Raw genomic sequence first — 18,453 nt, forward strand, 5'->3', positions numbered from 1 at the left:
TGTACATGTCCTGCTATAATAGATGGGTGATGAAGCAGGGGTTGTAAAGAATGTACTCTTATTGTAACCGCATTGCGTTCTTCTATAATTAGAAATTTTTGTGTAACGGAGGAGTTTTTTCATGGATAAGAAAATCGAAGTACTATCAACGACGCGTATTAAATATTCGTCGGATTTGTATAAAATTGTTGATAGTTTAAATCGTACGTTAAAAGAGCAGGACCTCATGTTCGGACTAGCATTAGACGAAAAAGATAAAGAAACAGCTGTATTTACGATTTACAGAACGTAGTGATACAATGAAAAAGTGGATCTTTGCAATCATTATTGTTATCGTTGCTAGCGGAATATATGGGGCGTATGTTTATAATAAAGCGATGGGAAAGAAAATTCCAAAAGAGTCGAAATTTGTAGAAATTGCTAAAGAAAAAGCAAAGCTTACAAAGGTGAAATCTGTTGATTATTACAACGGAAAATCTGCATATATAGTCGTGCAAGGTACAGATGAAAAGGGAGAACAACTTATCGTTTGGGTGCCTGAGAAAAAAGGGGATACTGTAGTAAGGAAAAAGAGCGAAGGTATTTCTGAAAAAGAGGCTATACAAAGAACAATAGAGCAAGTCGGCAATGAAAGTAAGGAATCAAAAAGTAAGCCGAAAGAGATTATGAAAGTGAAATTAGGCTTTGAAAATGATGTACCACTATGGGAAGTTACATATATTGATGATGACAATCGTTATAGTTATTACTATCTTGAATTTAAAGATGGAAAATTTTTAAGACGATATAGCATTGAAAAATAGATGTAGGGGGAACTACAAATGAAATTAGCAAAGCGAGTAGCTGCTTTAACACCGTCTTCAACTTTAGAAATTACAGCAAAGGCACAAGCATTAAAAGCAGAGGGTCATGATGTAATTGCATTAGGGGCAGGGGAACCTGACTTTAATACACCAGAGCATATTATGGATGCTGCACATAAAGCGATGTTAGAAGGGCATACGAAGTATACACCAACAGGTGGATTACAATCGTTAAAACAAGAAATTGTGAAGAAATTTACTCGCGATCAAGGTATTGCGTATGATCCATCTGAAATTATTGTATGTAATGGTGCAAAGCATGCATTATATACATTATTCCAAGTATTACTTGATGAGGGAGATGAAGTTATCATCCCAACTCCTTACTGGGTAAGCTATCCAGAGCAAGTAAAGCTTGCTGGCGGTAAGCCGGTTTATGTAGAAGGTTTAGAAGACAATGAGTACAAAATTACAGCAAAGCAGCTGCGTGAGGCAATTACAGAGAAAACGAAAGCAGTTATTATTAATTCACCGAGCAATCCAACAGGAATGATTTATAGCAAAGAAGAATTACAACAGCTTGGAGAAGTATGTTTAGAACATGATATTTTAATCGTTTCTGATGAAATTTATGAAAAATTAATTTATGGTGGCGTAGAATATACTTCAATTGCCCAGCTTTCTAATGCATTAAAAGAACAAACACTTATTATTAATGGTGTATCTAAATCTCATTCTATGACAGGATGGCGTATTGGATATGCTGCAGGAAATAAGCAGCTTATTAAAGCGATGACGAACTTAGCGAGTCATAGTACGTCAAACCCTACTTCAATCGCTCAATACGGCGCAATTGCGGCATACGCAGGCTCACAAGAACCTGTGGAAACAATGCGTCAAGCCTTTGAAGAGAGATTAAACATCATTTATGATAAATTAATTCAAATCCCTGGCTTTACTTGTATTAAACCGCAAGGTGCATTTTACTTATTCCCTAACGTAAAAGAAGCTGTAGCTTTATCAGGATATGCAACAGTTGATGATTGGGCAAAAGCTCTATTAGAAGAGGAAAAAGTGGCTCTTGTACCAGGTACAGGATTTGGTGCTCCAAATAATGTTCGTTTATCATATGCGACATCTCTTGAACAAGTAGAGAAAGCATTAGAGCGCATCCATACATTTATGAAAAGTAAAGTGCAAGCTTAATTTTATATTTCATTCATGTAATATAAAAAACCTCCCTATTAATGGGGAGGTTTTTTTGACGGATTGTGGCAAAAAGAAATAGCTAAAGGTGTGTTATACTAGAGAGCGAGGTGTTTGGTGATGAAAAAGAAAATGATGTTACAGTGGTTTGAGCAGGGAAGCATTGCAATTCCAAAATTGCTTATGATGCATTATAAAAAATTAGGTTTAAATGAGACGGAATTTATGGTTGTACTTCATGTACACACATTTTTAGAATCAGGTAATTCGTTTCCGACTCCTTCAGAGATTTCTGAACGGATGACGATAACGGAAATGAAATGTATGGAAGTAATTCAGACGTTGATTCAAAAAGGTTTTTTATCACTAGAAGGTGGACAAAGATCAGAAGCGATGATGTGCGAAAGTTATTCTTTACAACCGTTATGGGAAAAAATATTACATTTCTTAATGGATGAATCAATAGAGGAAGAGCAAAAAGAAAAAAAACAGCTACAAGTAAATTTATATACAGTATTTGAAAAAGAATTTGGAAGACCACTTTCGCCGTTCGAATGTGAAACGTTAGGGATGTGGGAGGACCAAGATCAACATCATCCAAATTTAATTCAAGCGGCTCTTAGAGAAGCTGTAATGAGTGGAAAACTAAATTTCCGATATATTGATCGTATTTTATTTGAGTGGAAAAAGAATGGAATTAAAACGGTAGATCAGGCTCAAAATCAAGGTCAAAAATTTAGAGCGAATCAACAAAGGGCACAACAAATGACAAAACAAGAGACGAAATTTACTGGAAAAGTGCCTTTTTATAATTGGTTGGAGCAGTAATATAGGAGGAAGTATATGTTAAATAAAACACAAATTCGCTATTGTTTAGACACAATGGCGGATATGTATCCAGAAGCACATTGTGAATTAATTCATGAGAATTCTTTTGAATTAGTAATCGCGGTAGCACTATCTGCACAATGTACAGATGCACTTGTAAATAAAGTGACGAAAAATTTATTTCAAAAATATAAAACACCAGAAGATTATTTAAGTGTATCTTTAGAAGAGTTACAACAAGATATACGTTCTATTGGGTTGTATAGAAATAAAGCAAAAAACATTCAAAAATTATGTCAGATGTTGCTGGATGATTACAATGGAAAAGTTCCAGAAGACCGTGACGAGTTGACGAAATTACCAGGAGTAGGGAGAAAAACAGCAAATGTTGTAGTTTCCGTAGCGTTTGGAATTCCGGCAATTGCTGTTGATACACATGTGGAGCGAGTGAGTAAACGATTAGCTATGTGTAGATGGAAAGACTCTGTGTTAGAAGTAGAAAAAACATTAATGAAGAAAGTACCGATGGATGAGTGGGGAGTTACACATCATCGTATGATTTTCTTTGGACGTTATCACTGTAAAGCACAACGACCGCAATGTGAGGAGTGCAGACTGTTAGAAGTATGTCGTGAAGGAAAGAAGCGAATGAAGGTGAAATAAAGGATGGAGCGAGTTATAGAAATACCGAAAGAATTTCACTGTTTACCATTTTTTGAAGAAAGTATAAATTTAATTAAGTATCATACAGACAATTCTTTTGAAGAGATAATACAAAATACTTACTTTATATTTGATATTGAAAGACAGTATGAGCCATGGAAGGAAATTGAAAACAGCATTCCAGTGATGTTGAATGTATGGAAAAATAAGCATGAAGACATTGCTATACTGTTTCGAAATAGAAATAAGCAAGAGGCTGAGGGACCAATGATTCTTTTTGCAGCTCACTTGTTATCGGTTGTCTATTGGCTAAATGAACAACCTGTTCATAGTTTGAATGAAATGCAAATAAATACGAATAAATTAAAAGTGCAACCTGTTAATTTTATGGAAAGATATTCATTCATTATAAAGAAACCGAGTAATTATCATTCTTATATTCAATTAGCGCAGTTGTATATCGAAATAGAAAAGCTGTATGTAAAGAGAATGATAACAAAAAAGAAGTCCGCTTCTCGTTAAGAGAAACGGACTTCTTTTTTCTATATTAGGACTCTGTTGTAACAACAGTACCGTCTGCGTGAGGTGTATCTCCTCCGGTATTTTGGTGTTGCTGTTCTTGTTGTTTCTTGGCCTCTTCTTCAGCTTTTTTCTTGGCCTCTTCTTCAGCTTTCTTCTTAGCTTCTTCTTCAGCTTTTTTCTTAGCTTCTTCTTCAGCTTTTCTTCTAGCTTCTTCATCAGCTTTCTTTTGAGCTTCTTCTTGCTGTTTGCGTTGTTGTTCTTGTTGTTGTTGCTGCTGTTGTTCTTGTTGTTTCTTAGCTTCTTCATCAGCTTTTTTCTTAGCTTCTTCTTGTTTTACTTTATCTTCATTAGCTTTTTTCTGGGCTTCCTCATCAGCTTTTTTCTTAGCTTCTTCATCGGCCTTTTTCTTAGCCTCTTCTTCAGCTTTTTTCGCATCTGGAGTTCCGCCAGGCGCAGTGAAAGATGCACCAACTGCTGGGCTTGTTCCAGTGCCTTTTTTCGCTACTACAGAGAAGCTGTAAGTAACACCTGGTTTAATACCACCAAGAGTAGCTGTCGTACCACTTATTGATAGGCTACCACTTGAACCGTCAGTTGCTTTATAGCTGGCTGCATATGCATCAACTTCTGCTGGTCCAGACCAGTTTAGTGTAACTGTGCTAGCGCCATCAAAAGTGACATTCAGACCACTAGGGGCATCTACTTTAATTTGTTTAATTGCATCTTTTTTCGCACCTTTTACGTATAACTCTCCGTTTATTTCTTGTACAGAAGAAGGACGTTCAAAGCGTGATTTATCTGTAGCGAATTTGCTCATCATTACTTGGAACATTTGCTGTGCAATTCTAGTGGAGCGATCGCTAACATAATTTTTTGGACCATCTTTTTCGTAACCGGTCCAAACAGCCATTGTGTATTGTGGCGTATATCCAGCAAACCAGCTATCTCTGTTTGCATCAGCTGGGATGTCATATTTTTGAAGAACTGATTCATCAAAGTTTTGTGTTCCTGTTTTACCTGCTACGTCAACACCTGAAACGTATGCTGTTGGACCTGTACCACCAGAACCAGGTTTTACTACGTCACGAAGAACGTCAGTAACCATATAAGCTGTATAGTCTTGCATTGCGCGATGTTCTTTCGGTTTAAAGCTTTTCTTTTTCCCGTCCGGGAAGGTTACTTCTTTTACGAAGTGTGGTTTATTATAGTTACCACTATTACCAAAGGTTGCATATGCACCTGCTACTTCTAATGGAGAACTATCGTTACTACCGATTGCTGTTGATTCGTAGACTTTTCCTTCTTTAAAGGTCATGCCTAAACCTTCAGCAAATTCTTTTGACTTATTAAGACCAACTGTTTGTGCTGTCTTTAAAGCTGGAATGTTTAATGACTTTTTCAAAGCTTCACGTAGTGAAACGTCACCTTTGTAACTCTTTGTTGCATTTTGTATTTTCTTACCATTGGAATACGTATACTCTGAGTCGTTTAATTGATGGTATGTAGACCATTGTAAATTTTCAATTGCCGGACCGTAGTCGAAAATTGGTTTCATTGTTGAACCAACTTGGCGTTTTAAATCAGTTGCCATATTATGACCTTTGAAAGTAGACTTACTTTCTTTACGTCCAGCACCAATTGCTCGAACTTCTCCAGACTGTGTATCCATAAATACGAATGACCCTTGGAATTGATCGTCCGGATACTTAATAAGATTGCCATCCATAATTTTGTCGGCGTAATCTTGAGCATCTTGATCAAGTGTTGTATGAATCGTTAAACCATCTGAACCGATATTTACATCAGGATATTCTTTTTCAACTTCTTTTACAACCGCATCTAAAAATGCTTGATACTTCATCTCAGTTACTTCTGAAGACGGTTGAAGGCCCTCAGTTACTGGAATCTTAACGGCGTTATTCATTTCTTCTTTTGTTATATAACCATGTCGATTCATTAATGATAATACGACATTACGACGATTTGTTGCTCGTTCAACATTTTCCTTTTTTGTTGGATCATAAATGTTTGGACCTTGGGGTAAACCAGCGAGCATAGCAGCTTCATGTAATTGCAAGTCTTTTAAATCTTTACCATAATATTTTTGCGCTGCTGTCGCAATACCGTATGAACGGTTACCTAAATTAATCTTATTTAAGTACATTTCTAAAATCTCATGTTTAGAGTATTGTTGCTCTAATTTGTAAGATAAGTACCATTCTTGCACTTTTCTTTTAGCAGTTTTGTCCATCGTTAGAAAGTAGTTTTTAACGACTTGCTGTGTAATCGTACTACCACCTTGGGAACCGAAACCACCAGTGACATTTTCCATAACTGCTTTTGTAGTTCGTTTAAAATCAATTCCATTATGATCATAGAAACGCGAATCCTCAGTTGCAAGAAATGCATTTTCAACTACTTTTGGAATTTGATCATAAGTAACATGTGTTCGTTTTTCAGCACCGTATTCATAGAAGAAATTTCCGTTTTTATCGAGAAACTTTGTTGATAAAGGATTAACAAGTTTGGATTTGTCTAATTTTGGAGCGTCCTTTACCATAACAAAGAAAGCGGAAACGCCGGCTACAAGACCAACGATACCAAGAAGTAGACAACCTATAAGGAATTTCTTGAAAAAGGAGCCTTTTTTCTTTGGTTTTTCTTCTTTATGTGTTTTTTTCTCTTGATTTTTCACATGATTTCGTTCTGTACGAGAACGATAATTATCTGACATTATACTTTCTCCTACCTTTCATTCTCTCCCCCAAAAGTCGAAAAAAGAGCCTTAGTGATGACTCTATCACGAAAAATAAACCATGTCTAGTACACGGATATAGTCAATCCGAGGGTGATAACCGCATGATAATAAGGATCCATGCTCTTCTATTTCTTCTTTCGTAATCGACTTGCGTCCACCAGTATTTTGACGATTCCAAAATGCAATAATATGTTTTGCATCTAGTAAATAAAATTCATCAAAAAGTGTAAATTTAATAATAACAAATGCAATTCCATTATGAGCAACCACTTGCTTCATATGTTCAATTTGATGAAGGTGGAAGTTTTGAAGTGGGAAACTAGTTTTATTTTTGGTTTCCTTTGCTTCAAAATCGATGTATTTCCCTTTGTATACACCGTTGTAATCTGTTGTAGAAGGTTGTTTAAAATACGCTTCTTTTACCACTGCAGCACTTCGAGCGGGGTAATCTACTTTTACAATTTGAAGAGGTGTAGGCTTTTTATGTACACATGCAATATTATGGGTTAAGTAATATTGATTTGTTTCATTCAATTCCTCTTCAAGGGACATACCTCTATTACTATAAGTATGTGTTTTTATAGGTGTTTTTTGAGGTTGTGAAGCTTGATTATACCTTTTTCCATTTGGGTAACGAATGGTCATAGTGTGTCCACCCCCAACTTGCTAAGAATTACTTACAAAGGTGATTATATCAAAAAATGAAAAAAGATGTGACCTTTTTGATGAAAGGTATGATGACTTATTTATGTTTACATGGAATGATTATATGAAAATTGAACAAAATCGAGAAAAAAATTTTTGTACAGAGGAAGAAAAAGCAATCATTCACAATATTAAAAAGAAAACAGAAATAGCTAATGTGGACAATATTTCTCGGACACAATCTTATCAAGAATATTATTTAAGAAATAGTGAAATCAGGTGGGCCTTTTTAGCGAGTATGGTTTCGAGAAATGCGGGCTGGAATATGACTGATTTAGAAGGGAGATATTATGCTACTGTTTTACCTAGAACGGTAAAAAAACATTTATTTCTTCTGTACGAACAGGCTAATTGGATTATTTTTTTAGATGCATTTCCTCAGTTATTATTGTATGAGGAAAGTAAGAAGAGACGTGCACCTTTCTTTTATTTGTTGCAATATTTCAACGTATCAATTTTTATGGAAAAAGAATGGTTACTTTTCTGGGAAAGAAGAGATATGAATAGACTTATGACAGCGCTTATTATAAATGAACAAAATAAAATTCAAAAACCAGTCATTGAGAACACATATTTTAAAAAACATGTATTCCATACTGCACTTTTTAAAGTACAAGAAAGACTTCATATTAGTGCAGTTATCTTCCCAACAATTGAAGGGAGAATGTATGGATTTTCGGTTTATCAATTTGAAACGTTACAACAGCGTATAGAACTAGGAAAAAAATTAGCATGGTTATTGTTTCATCCAATTTATAATGGTTCGTTTTATAAGTTTGCACTGCAAACTACACATACTGGGTCTAGAGAAGATTATGAAGTTTACGCAAAGGAAACTCGAAAGTCTTATACGCCAACACTTAGAGATATTTATCCTGTTATTTTACATGAAGAAATAAAAATGAGAGATTGGTTTTGTGCAAATATGAAAATGAATGTGCTATTTGTACTTGAAGAACCTAAAGGGGAAGTTAATATAACAGAATGGTATAGAAGAAAGAGAGAACAAATCTATAGGCTATCTATCGTAAACCGTTTTGCTAAAAGGATCGATGAGTTCATGATATAATAAAAAAGAAGTCCCGTCTTCCATTTTGAAGACGGGACTTCTTAATTTGAAAAAATCCTGCTATGCGTGCTACAACTTTAATTTCAAAACGTAATGCTAGTAGGAGATTAAGGATGATTTGAAATTTAAATGTTCGTAATAAAGTCTCGCTTTATGTAGCAGGGAAGTTTGGACCATCTAGCTTTGGATTGCCAGTCTCGGGTTTATTTTGTTGTTTGTTTTGGTTTTTCTTTTTTTCATTTTTGTTCTTTGCCATTGTAATACACCTCCTTTTTGTATTGTTACCATTTCTATAAATGACATACGAAATGATTTCTTTGACGAATAACAACTAGTTTTGTCATGTGGGCAGGAGTGGTGAATCATTCGGCGAAATTACATGACAAAGGAAAAGCAAAGAAGGAGGCGTTTTGTATATGGCGATGGTTCAGAAGGAAGATGTAATGAAAAAAATGGATCAAATGTTAAGTTCTCTCGATTTGCTGGAAATGAATATAGGGATTAGAATGAATCATGCATTAAAGGATGCGAGTGAAAAAATATGCAATAAAATAGAAATAACAGAAATGCATATTGAACATATGGAAAATAAATTAGTGCATCACGAAGAGAAAGGGAATTGGGTAAAGACATTTCAAAACGTCGTAGTGAGTGCATAATAAGGTGGGAAAGAAATGAAGAATGAAGCATTAATACAGTCTTCAGAAAAACTCATGCAGTATAATAATGAAGCGAATGTAAAAAAAAGAGAACTAACTGAATACGACTTTTATAAGGATATGAAACCGTTTGTAGATATGGTAGATGAGGAATTAAAGAAGTGGAAAGAATTAGCTTATACGTGGATTAAAGAAGAAAAGCCAAAGTATATACATGTACAGCAAATTGATCAAGTATACGATAATTTACAAACGAATGTGTTGCAATGCTTTGTAAATAAAGGTAAAGGTAAACGATTCTTTGAAACACACCAAGCCATTTCGTATACTTTGCAAAATATAGTTGAGCAATGTAAATAACAAGAGGGAGAGCCCTCTTGTTATTTTTATGCTTCTGTCATTGTTGTAGGTTTTGTTGCGCCGTTTATTTCTAATTCTTTTATTAATGTTCGATAATCTGATATGCATATTTTTCCTTCGAGATACCAATGTCTCGCAAAGTCTAATAATTCATTTGCATTCTCTGTGCAATACCCCTTTTTTTGAGAAAACGCTTGTTTTAAATCCCCTAATACCATGTTGATTCCTCCCCCATGAGAATCTTCTTCTTAATTATCATAGCATGGAAGGGTTTTCTTTTTTAATTTTTTAAAAATTTAAACTTCCGACAAAAATAGACATATATTCCATCACACATATTATTTTATAGGTACATATTATATATGTAGAAACTTATGTGAAGGAGGAGAGAATGCATGTTTCAACAACCTAACGTATATCAGCAAACGAATCCATATGCACAGCAAAATATGTACCAATATAATACGGATACATATTTACGGTATAATATGTATCCTTTCGAGCCTTATTATGGAAATCAAAATTATTATCAACCGTTTGAAGTGTCCTTTATGAATCAAGCTCAACAACCACAACAGCAACAACCTTATGTGAGTCAAGTTCAACAACCACAACAGCAGCAGCCTTATATGAATTCGCAATATTATATGCCACCACCATCGCCGTATGCTAATCAACAAGCGATGTTTTATCCACCAAAACAACCGTACCCGACGCAGGGTAAGCAAAAGCAACAACAGCCAAGTCAGTTTTCTAGTTTTGTTTCTCAATTTAAAACATCAGATGGTAACTATGATGTAAATAAAATGATGAATACAGCTGGACAAATGATGAATGCGATGAATCAAGTGACAGGTATTGTAAAGCAAGTTGGAGGCTTTTTTGGTAAGTGATGTTGAAGGATTGTCTATAAAAACAATGTAAATGAAATAAAGGACTAGACAAATTTCCTTGTAATAAATGGGTATATATAACAAACGGCTTTCTCTCTTTTCTCATACTGTAAAGTGTAATCAGATTTTTTTAACGAGAGAGGAGAGAAAAAACTATGCATCATTGTCATCCTTGCTTTGGAGGGCATAAGCCTACAGGACCTATTTGTACGACTGCTCCTGTCATTCATCCGACGAAACAATGCGTAACACACTCTTTTTCAACAACGGTGGTGCCACACATTTTCCCAACACATACAACACATGTACATCATCAACAAATTAAAAACCAAAACTTCTTCCCGCAAACAAATTCAAATGTAAATGTTGTGGACCCAATCGATCCAGGATTCGGCGGCGGATGTGGACCGTGTGGTCATGGTCATCATCACCACCACCACGGTCATCAAATATCTCCATTTGGGCCAGGACCGAATGTATCACCGTTTGGACCAGGACCAAATGTATCACCGTTTTTACCAAACAATGTATCACCAGTAGGTCCAAATATCGGACCAAACGTTGGTGGAATATTTAAAAAGTAAATGATATGTTAGAACTAGCGAAATGCTAGTTCTTTTTTTGTAATTGGAGTGTTGATATGAAAGTTATTGCAGTAACAGGATATAAGCCATTTGAACTTGGAATATTTAAAAATGATCATCCAGGGGTGGAGTGTATAAAGAAAGCGTTACACCGTAAATTAACCAATTTTGTAGAAGATGGTTTAGAGTGGGTTATAATAAGCGGCCAATTAGGTGTAGAATTATGGGCTGCTGAAGTTGTTTTTGAAATTCAAGTAGAATATCCAGATTTAAAATTAGCGGTATTCACTCCGTTTTTAGAACAAGAAGAAAATTGGAAAGAAGATAATCGTGAATATTACGAATTTATCCTTTCTCAAGCAGACCATGTTGATAGTATCACGAAACGGAAGTATGAAAGTCCAGAGCAATTTAAATTAAAAAATCAATTTTTTATTGAAAAAAGTGATGCGCTTTTAGCGGTATACGATGAAGAAAAACCAGGAAGTCCCAAATATATTGTAGAAGCAGCAAAGAAAAAAGGAGAAATAGAAAATTATCACAGTTATTTCATTCTTTTTTCTGATTTACAAGATATAATAGAAGAGGAACAGTGGAATAATGCAGAGTAAATATGTAATATAGTACTCGTATATATGATTGACAAAAAGCATTGTTTCTGAAAAAATTTAGTTAATGAAAGTTTTGGTAAAAATTTGAGGTGAAGAAAATGATTTCGGATAAAATTAAATTAACAGCGAAAGATATTTTAGAAAAAGAATTTAAAACAGGTATGAGAGGTTATCAGCAAGAAGAAGTAGACAAGTTTCTTGATATGATCATTAAAGACTATGAAGCTTTCCACAAAGAGTTTGAGCAATTAAAGCAACAAAATGCTCGTTTAAAGCGTGAATTAGAGGAACAAAAACTAGCAGTAACGCAAGTTCCACAACAACCTGTACAAACACCAGTTGCACAACCAGTTTATAACAACACGAATACGGATATTTTAAAACGCTTATCTAACTTAGAAAAAGCTGTATTTGGAAGTAAGTTATACGAATGATGTAAGGTGGGAAAAGGTTTAAGCATTTTACATAGAAAAAAACGTTGCAAAATCTTTTTGTTTCCACTATACTAATGGATGTCATAACGTTTGGGTAATCGCTGCAACGCCAACGTTGTAGAGGAAAGTCCATGCTCGCACGGCCTGAGATGGCTGTAGTGTTCGTGCCTAGCCAATTCATAAGCTAGGGTATTCTGGCTGTAAGGCTGGTTTAACGGCAGGGAAAAAACCTAAGTCCTTTCGGATATGGTTTGACTACCTTTAAAGTGCCACAGTGACGAAGTCCTTGAAGAAATGATAGGAGTGGAACGAGGTAAACCCCACGAGCGAGAAACCCAAATAATGGTAGGGGAATCTTTTCCAAGGAAATGAACGACGGGAAAGGACAGGTTTTATAACCTGTAGATAGATGATTGCCACCGGAGTACGAGGCGTGGGCCGTTTGTAGTACAAAGGAACAGAACATGGCTTACAGAACGTTATGAACCAACTATGAAATAACTCAGCTCTCCTTTGTTAGAGGAGGGCTTTTTATTTGTATGAAGTTATAAAGTATGAGTTAAAATGGTTAATGAGAAAATTTTTCGTAAAATGTAATGATTAATAGGACCAATTGCTATTAATTATTGTTTGAATATACATAAGAGGTGAATGCAAATGGGAAAAGTTACTTTAATTGCAACAGCGGCAATGGGTATTGAAGCGTTAGTTGCCCGAGAAGTTCGCGATCTTGGTTATGAATGTCAAGTAGAAAACAGCAAAGTAACATTTGAAGCAGATGAAAAGGCGATTTGTCGCACGAATTTATGGTTACGTACTGCGGACCGTGTAAAAATTAAAGTTGGCGAATTTAAAGCAACAACATTTGATGAGCTATTTGAAAAAACGAAAGCATTAAACTGGGGAGATTATATTCCAGAGAATGGCGAATTCCCTGTTATCGGTAAATCTTTAAAATCTGAATTATTCAGTGTTTCGGATTGCCAACGTATCGTTAAAAAAGCTGTCGTTGAAAAATTAAAAACAACATATAAACGTACAACTTGGTTTGAAGAAGATGGTCCGTTATTCCGTATCGAGATTGCAATGCTCAAGGATATTGCAACATTAACAATTGATGCGAGCGGTGTTGGACTTCATAAACGTGGATACCGTATGGATCAAGGGGAAGCTCCGTTAAAAGAAACATTAGCTGCCTCTTTAATTAAATTAACAAACTGGAAGCCAGATCGTCCATTTGTTGATCCATTCTGTGGATCAGGTACAATTCCGATTGAAGCAGCATTAATTGGACAAAACATTGCACCAGGATTTAACCGTGGTTTCGCATCTGACGAGTGGGGCTGGGTAGGTAAACAAAACTGGCGTGAAGCTCGTCAAGAAGCTGAAGATTTAGCGAACTATGATCAACGATTACAAATCATTGGATCGGATATTGATCATCGTATGATTCGAGTTGCTCAAGATAACGCAGAAGAAGTAGGCTTAGGTGATTTAATTACATTTAAACAAATGCAAGTAAAAGATTTCACAACAAAAGAGGATTATGGCTACGTTGTAACGAATCCTCCATACGGAGAACGTTTAAGTGAAAAAGCACTCGTTGAACAACTGTATAAAGAAATGGGACAAGTATTCCGCCCATTAGATACATGGTCAGCGTATGTATTAACAAGCTATGAAGCATTTGAGAAGTGTTACGGAAAAGATGCGTCGAAGAAGCGTAAACTGTTTAACGGATTTATCCGTACAGATTACTACCAATACTTCGGAAAACGTCCACCGCGTAATTCATAGTATAAAACTCCTCCAGCGCGCATATACTGGCTATTATGTAATGCGTAAAGGAGGAAGTGATATGGATAATTTCCAATTATCAATGATTCAAAAAGCTATTCACCGTACGTATGATGAGCTCGGAAAAGAAGTGGATAGTCAAGATGCAATTGTAGATGAAATACAAAAAGCACAAGAAGAATATTTGTCAGCTCTTTCACATGAAACAGCGATTGATAAAAGGTATTTAAAGTCATTAATATAGAAGAAAATTTTCCTTTTTCGAAAGGAAAATTTTTTTTCGTGTATTTATATGTATGGCAACAGGGGAAAGTAGCTGCACACATATGCGTAGCAGTTGCTATTATCTTTTTATAGAAAAACTTTTTGGTTGGAGGCTAAGGATGTTTACTGAGAAGAGATTACCATTTGAAGTAGGAAAACAAGATAATTTTTATGATAAGTTGAATGAGTGGATTGGAGATGTGTTTTACGACATCCTTCCGGAAAAAGGCTTTGAAGAGCGTGATGAACAAATTTTTATGGCGTTTCAGTTAGAGCGTGCTTTCCAAGAAAAGAAAGTTATGTTCGCAGAAGCTGGTGTAGGAACAGGGAAAACAATTGTATATCTTCTATATGCAATTTGTTACGCGCGTTATACTGGAAAACCAGCTATTATTGCTTGTGCAGATGAAACGTTAATTGAGCAGCTTGTGAAAGAAGAAGGAGACATTGCGAAATTATCTGAAGCGTTAGGCTTATCTGTTGATGTAAGGCTTGCAAAATCAATGGATAATTATTTATGCTTACGTAAACTTGAAGATGTTATGAGTGGACGAGCTCCAGAAGTAATTGAAGACGTATATTACGAGTTACCACAGTTTGTATTCGATCATGGTACGATGCAAAACTTTACTCACTATGGTGACAGAAAAGAATTTCCACTTTTAAATGACGAAGAATGGTCGAAAGTAAATTGGGATTACTTCCAAGATTGCTTTACTTGTGATTCTCGTCATCGTTGTGGACAAACTCTTTCACGTGAACATTATCGTAAAGCAGCAGATTTAATTATTTGTTCTCAAGATTTCTATATGGATCATATTTGGACGTACGATGCTCGAAAGCGTGAAGGGCAAATTCCATTATTACCAGAAAGTAGCTGCGTTGTATTTGATGAAGGACATCTTGTAGAATATGCAGCTCAAAAAGCTTTAACATACCGTTTAAAGCAAACGATGATGGAGCAACTTTTAACGAGATTATTACAAAACGATATTCGTGAAGAGTTTGCACATTTAGTAGAAGAAACAATTTGGCAAACAGAGCGATTCTTTGATGTGTTACAAGAAAACAAAAAAGAAATTGCCGGTTCTGATCGTTTAGAAATTACTGTGACAGAAAAAGTAACAGCTGAAGCGAAACGACTTTATGCGAAAATTGGTGAAGTCGGTGATGCATTAGTATTTGAAAGTGAAATGCATACAGTAAACACGTATGACTTAAATATCGTTGATGAACATTTAGATGTATTAGAGCATTCACTTCGTCTGTTCATGCATGAGAAAAATGTAATTACATGGGGTGAAGAAGGTGATGGAGCCTTCACGTTAGTGATTATGCCACGTGCAGTAGAAGAAGTATTACAAGAGAAAGTATTCTCGAAGAAAATTCCGTATATTTTCTCGTCTGCTACATTATCTAATAACGATTCATTCGCATTTACAGCAAATAGCCTAGGGGTAAAAGATTACTTATCATTCTCAGTTGCCTCACCATTTGATTATGAAGAGCAAATGGCAGTAAACTTACTATCGCATACGAAAGAAAATGAGTGGGAAAGAAAGTGTCAATATACACTTGAAAATATACAGAAAACAAACGGACGTACACTTGTATTATTCCGTACAACGCAAGAACTTGCAGCGTTTAAAGAATATGTAAGTAAAGAACAAATGTCAGTTCCGTTCCTATATGAAGGGGATCAAGAAATTAGTCAGCTCGTTTCTCGCTTCCAAAATGAAGAAGAGACTGTACTTTGTGCCGTTCATTTATGGGAAGGTTTAGACATTCCTGGTTCATCATTATCACATGTTATCATTTGGTCATTACCATTCCCTCCAAACGATCCTGTGTTTGAAGCGAAGCGTAAACATGTGAATGACCCGTTCTGGGATGTAGATGTACCATATATGATTTTACGTCTTCGTCAAGGGATTGGTCGTTTAATTCGTACGAGCGACGATAAAGGTGCTATATCAATCTTCTTATCTGATACAGAAGATGAGAAAGTGGTAGAAGCGGTGAAAAACGTACTACCGGTAGAAGGTAAAGAATTATAAGGAGAAAGCTTGGCGCTTGCCAAGCTTTTTTTCTATTATAAAAGGAATTTAGATTTCCGTGTCGAATTAAGTTTGAGGTAGAAAAGGGAGGTTTTTATACAATGACAGTAGCTACATATGAAGTAGAAAAACAATTTTTAACATATGTGAAGAAGATACAAAATTACGGAGAAGCATTAAGTTTAATGTTTTGGGACTTAAGAACAGGGGCGCCTAAAAAAGGTGTTGATCAACGTTCAGAAGTAATTGGTATGCTTTCATCCGAAGTGTTTGCTATGTCGACTTCAGATGAGATGGGGAACTATTTAACAGAGCTTGAAGCTTTAATACGTGAAGATAAACTTTCTGAAACGACGAAGAAAATGGTTGAAGAGTGTCGGAAAGAATATGATAGAAATAAGAAAATTCCACAAGCGGAATACGAAGCGTATGTGAAATTAGAAGCGAAAGCAGAGAGTGTGTGGGAAGAAGCTCGTGAAAAATCTGATTTCGAAATGTTCCGCCCGTACTTAGAAAAAATTGTTGAATTTAAAAAGAAATTTATTACATATTGGGGTTACGAAACATATAAATACAATACATTATTAGACATGTATGAGCCAGGTATTACAGTAGAAGTTTTAGATCACGTATTTGGTCAACTTCGTGAGCGCATCGTGCCGCTTGTAAAAGAAATCTCTGAGTCTAAAAAAGGATTAAAAACAAGTGCTTTATCGGAAAAATTTTCAAAAGAAAAACAAAAGAACTTTACATTAGAACTATTAAAGCAATTGAATTATGACTTTGAGGCAGGCCGTCTTGATGAAACAGTACATCCATTCGAGATTACATTAAATAGAGGGGATGTTCGTATTACGACACGCTATGACGAAAAGGATTTCCGCATGGCTGTGTTTGGAACAATTCATGAATGTGGTCATGCTGTATATGAACAAAATATTGCAGAGAAATTTGAAGGTACACCGTTATGTAGTGGAACATCTATGGGTATTCATGAGTCACAATCGTTATTCTTTGAGAACTTTATCGGCCGTAATAAATCATTCTGGAAGAAAAATTATGATTTATTAAAAGAGTATAGCAATGGTCAATTTGATGATATGTCAGTCGATGAATTTTATGATGCAATTAACGAATCGAAGCCGTCATTCATTCGTATAGAAGCAGATGAGCTTACATACCCGCTTCATGTTATGGTGCGTTATGAATTAGAGAAAGAATTATTTGATGGTACATTACAAGTGAAGGACTTACCAGCAGCTTGGAATGATAAGATGGAAGCATATTTAGGAATTCGTCCGGAAAATGATGCGCAAGGTGTATTGCAAGATGTTCACTGGGCTGGTGGCTCATTTGGATACTTCCCATCTTATGCGCTTGGTTACATGTATGCAGCGCAATTTAAGCAAAGAATGTTAAAAGACATTCCGAACTTTGATGCATTATTAGAAGAAGGAAACGTAACACCAATTCGTGAATGGTTAACAGAACATATTCACCAGTATGGTAAAACGAAAAAGCCACTTGAAATTTTAGAAGATGTAACAGGCGAAGGGTTAAATGCAAATTACTTAGCAGATTATTTAGAAGTGAAGTATAAAGGAATTTATGAGTTATAAAAAAGAGCTGCTTACTTGCAGCTTTTTTTATAGGGGGATAGAAGATGGTTTATACATATACAGTAATGACGCAAGAAGAGGCGGAAGAGATTGCATATAACTGGCATTATAAAGGGGAATATTCCTTTTACGATATAGAGGCAGATGAAGAAGATTTAGCTGAGTTTTTAGAGGGTGAGAGTAGAGGGAATCATGTGTTTTCTGTGAAAGAAAATGGTACTCTCATTGGGTTCTTTACGGTTTGTAAAATAAATAATGGAACGGTTGATATAGGACTTGGAATGAGGCCTGATATAACTGGAAATGGATTTGGTTTACAGTTCGTGAATGCTGGATTAGCTTTTAGCAAAGAAAAATACGGATGCAAATATATAACACTATCAGTAGCGACATTTAATGAGAGAGCGATAAAAGTGTATAAAAGGGTGGGGTTTGAAGCGGTTGGAACGTTTATACAGAAAACAAATGGTGGTTGTTTTGAGTTCTTGAAAATGAACTATATATGTAAACGTGATTAAAAAACAGAGGATCTTCTGTTTTTTTATTTTGATTTAGAAATATATGATACATATTGTTTACTTGTTGTAATTGAGAGTTTTGAAATTTCGGTAGAGGGTGTGT

Annotated in this window: 22 protein-coding genes and 1 other RNA gene; 19 read left to right on the forward strand and 4 right to left on the reverse strand. The window is 35.4% G+C overall.

All coding sequences use genetic code 11. The features are described 5' to 3' along the window. Nucleotides 1-121 precede the first annotated feature (121 nt). From ACTFRY_RS12100 to ACTFRY_RS12125, 6 genes are all read left to right on the forward strand, one after another. The gene (locus ACTFRY_RS12100; RefSeq protein WP_000358352.1) at nt 122-292 is read left to right on the forward strand and encodes a YpmA family protein; all 171 of its coding nucleotides are present in this window, start codon (nt 122-124) and stop codon (nt 290-292) included. Nucleotides 293-299: 7 nt separating this feature from the next. Continuing rightward, nucleotides 300-803, forward strand: coding sequence for a cell wall elongation regulator TseB-like domain-containing protein (locus tag ACTFRY_RS12105; protein WP_000758739.1), 504 nt, complete (start codon nt 300-302; stop codon nt 801-803). An 18-nt stretch (nt 804-821) separates the two neighbouring features. Beyond that, nucleotides 822-2,009, forward strand: a complete 1,188-nt coding sequence (gene aspB, locus ACTFRY_RS12110) for an aspartate transaminase AspB (protein ID WP_000761560.1) — start codon at nt 822-824, stop codon at nt 2,007-2,009. A gap of 120 nt (nt 2,010-2,129) precedes the next feature. After that, nucleotides 2,130-2,837, forward strand: a complete 708-nt coding sequence (dnaD, locus tag ACTFRY_RS12115) for a DNA replication protein DnaD (RefSeq protein ID WP_000728552.1) — start codon at nt 2,130-2,132, stop codon at nt 2,835-2,837. 15 nt (nt 2,838-2,852) lie between these two features. After that, nucleotides 2,853-3,500 carry an endonuclease III gene (gene nth / locus ACTFRY_RS12120; RefSeq protein ID WP_098616275.1) on the forward strand — a complete coding sequence of 216 codons (648 nt, stop codon included), beginning with the start codon at nt 2,853-2,855 and terminating at the stop codon, nt 3,498-3,500. Nucleotides 3,501-3,503: 3 nt separating this feature from the next. Next, nucleotides 3,504-4,022 carry a YpoC family protein gene (locus ACTFRY_RS12125; protein WP_016117494.1) on the forward strand — a complete coding sequence of 173 codons (519 nt, stop codon included), beginning with the start codon at nt 3,504-3,506 and terminating at the stop codon, nt 4,020-4,022. A gap of 25 nt (nt 4,023-4,047) precedes the next feature. Here the strand turns inward: ACTFRY_RS12125 and ACTFRY_RS12130 are convergent, their stop codons facing one another. Next, nucleotides 4,048-6,756 carry a PBP1A family penicillin-binding protein gene (locus tag ACTFRY_RS12130; RefSeq protein ID WP_098616274.1) on the reverse strand — a complete coding sequence of 903 codons (2,709 nt, stop codon included), beginning with the start codon at nt 6,754-6,756 and terminating at the stop codon, nt 4,048-4,050. Nucleotides 6,757-6,822: 66 nt separating this feature from the next. Further along, a complete protein-coding gene (recU, locus tag ACTFRY_RS12135) occupies nt 6,823-7,425 on the reverse strand; it encodes a Holliday junction resolvase RecU (RefSeq protein ID WP_000155598.1) in 603 nt (200 codons plus the stop codon). Between the two features lie 103 nt (nt 7,426-7,528). On the opposite strand from recU, the gene ACTFRY_RS12140 reads away from it, so the two are divergent. Next, complete coding sequence (locus ACTFRY_RS12140) at nt 7,529-8,554, forward strand: DUF2515 domain-containing protein (protein WP_098616273.1); 1,026 nt, start codon at nt 7,529-7,531, stop codon at nt 8,552-8,554. A gap of 151 nt (nt 8,555-8,705) precedes the next feature. Here the strand turns inward: ACTFRY_RS12140 and ACTFRY_RS12145 are convergent, their stop codons facing one another. Further along, the gene (locus ACTFRY_RS12145) at nt 8,706-8,885 is read right to left on the reverse strand and encodes a hypothetical protein (RefSeq protein ID WP_001987054.1); all 180 of its coding nucleotides are present in this window, start codon (nt 8,883-8,885) and stop codon (nt 8,706-8,708) included. 85 nt (nt 8,886-8,970) lie between these two features. Between ACTFRY_RS12145 and ACTFRY_RS12150 the strand changes: the two genes are divergently transcribed. Both ACTFRY_RS12150 and ACTFRY_RS12155 read left to right on the forward strand, forming a co-directional pair. After that, a complete protein-coding gene (locus ACTFRY_RS12150; RefSeq protein ID WP_001252036.1) occupies nt 8,971-9,213 on the forward strand; it encodes a hypothetical protein in 243 nt (80 codons plus the stop codon). A gap of 15 nt (nt 9,214-9,228) precedes the next feature. Further along, nucleotides 9,229-9,573 carry a YppE family protein gene (locus tag ACTFRY_RS12155; RefSeq protein WP_000786940.1) on the forward strand — a complete coding sequence of 115 codons (345 nt, stop codon included), beginning with the start codon at nt 9,229-9,231 and terminating at the stop codon, nt 9,571-9,573. A 26-nt stretch (nt 9,574-9,599) separates the two neighbouring features. Here the strand turns inward: ACTFRY_RS12155 and ACTFRY_RS12160 are convergent, their stop codons facing one another. Beyond that, nucleotides 9,600-9,791, reverse strand: a complete 192-nt coding sequence (locus ACTFRY_RS12160; protein ID WP_000242652.1) for a YppF family protein — start codon at nt 9,789-9,791, stop codon at nt 9,600-9,602. 177 nt (nt 9,792-9,968) lie between these two features. On the opposite strand from ACTFRY_RS12160, the gene ACTFRY_RS12165 reads away from it, so the two are divergent. From ACTFRY_RS12165 to ACTFRY_RS12210, 10 genes are all read left to right on the forward strand, one after another. Continuing rightward, nucleotides 9,969-10,466 carry a YppG family protein gene (locus ACTFRY_RS12165; RefSeq protein WP_086408957.1) on the forward strand — a complete coding sequence of 166 codons (498 nt, stop codon included), beginning with the start codon at nt 9,969-9,971 and terminating at the stop codon, nt 10,464-10,466. Between the two features lie 155 nt (nt 10,467-10,621). After that, nucleotides 10,622-11,050, forward strand: a complete 429-nt coding sequence (locus ACTFRY_RS12170; RefSeq protein ID WP_000546270.1) for a CotD family spore coat protein — start codon at nt 10,622-10,624, stop codon at nt 11,048-11,050. Between the two features lie 56 nt (nt 11,051-11,106). Continuing rightward, nucleotides 11,107-11,661, forward strand: a complete 555-nt coding sequence (locus ACTFRY_RS12175; protein ID WP_000862912.1) for a DUF1273 domain-containing protein — start codon at nt 11,107-11,109, stop codon at nt 11,659-11,661. 98 nt (nt 11,662-11,759) lie between these two features. Beyond that, nucleotides 11,760-12,095 carry a cell division regulator GpsB gene (gene gpsB, locus ACTFRY_RS12180; protein WP_000622431.1) on the forward strand — a complete coding sequence of 112 codons (336 nt, stop codon included), beginning with the start codon at nt 11,760-11,762 and terminating at the stop codon, nt 12,093-12,095. 86 nt (nt 12,096-12,181) lie between these two features. Continuing rightward, nucleotides 12,182-12,572, forward strand: an RNA gene (rnpB, locus tag ACTFRY_RS12185) — RNase P RNA component class B. A 180-nt stretch (nt 12,573-12,752) separates the two neighbouring features. Beyond that, entirely contained in the window at nt 12,753-13,892 is a 1,140-nt protein-coding gene (locus tag ACTFRY_RS12190) for a THUMP domain-containing class I SAM-dependent RNA methyltransferase (protein ID WP_000521224.1), read from the forward strand. A 61-nt stretch (nt 13,893-13,953) separates the two neighbouring features. Then, nucleotides 13,954-14,136, forward strand: a complete 183-nt coding sequence (locus ACTFRY_RS12195; protein ID WP_000368569.1) for a DUF3921 family protein — start codon at nt 13,954-13,956, stop codon at nt 14,134-14,136. A 139-nt stretch (nt 14,137-14,275) separates the two neighbouring features. After that, entirely contained in the window at nt 14,276-16,213 is a 1,938-nt protein-coding gene (locus ACTFRY_RS12200) for an ATP-dependent DNA helicase (protein ID WP_000493699.1), read from the forward strand. A 101-nt stretch (nt 16,214-16,314) separates the two neighbouring features. Beyond that, nucleotides 16,315-17,832 (forward strand): carboxypeptidase, encoded by a 1,518-nt coding sequence (ypwA, locus tag ACTFRY_RS12205; RefSeq protein WP_000215070.1) that lies wholly within the window; start codon nt 16,315-16,317, stop codon nt 17,830-17,832. A 44-nt stretch (nt 17,833-17,876) separates the two neighbouring features. Then, nucleotides 17,877-18,350 (forward strand): GNAT family N-acetyltransferase, encoded by a 474-nt coding sequence (locus ACTFRY_RS12210; RefSeq protein ID WP_098616272.1) that lies wholly within the window; start codon nt 17,877-17,879, stop codon nt 18,348-18,350. Nucleotides 18,351-18,453 lie beyond the last annotated feature (103 nt).

The organism is Bacillus cereus group sp. MYBK195-1, from assembly GCF_051916605.1.
Taxonomy (GTDB): domain Bacteria; phylum Bacillota; class Bacilli; order Bacillales; family Bacillaceae_G; genus Bacillus_A; species Bacillus_A cereus.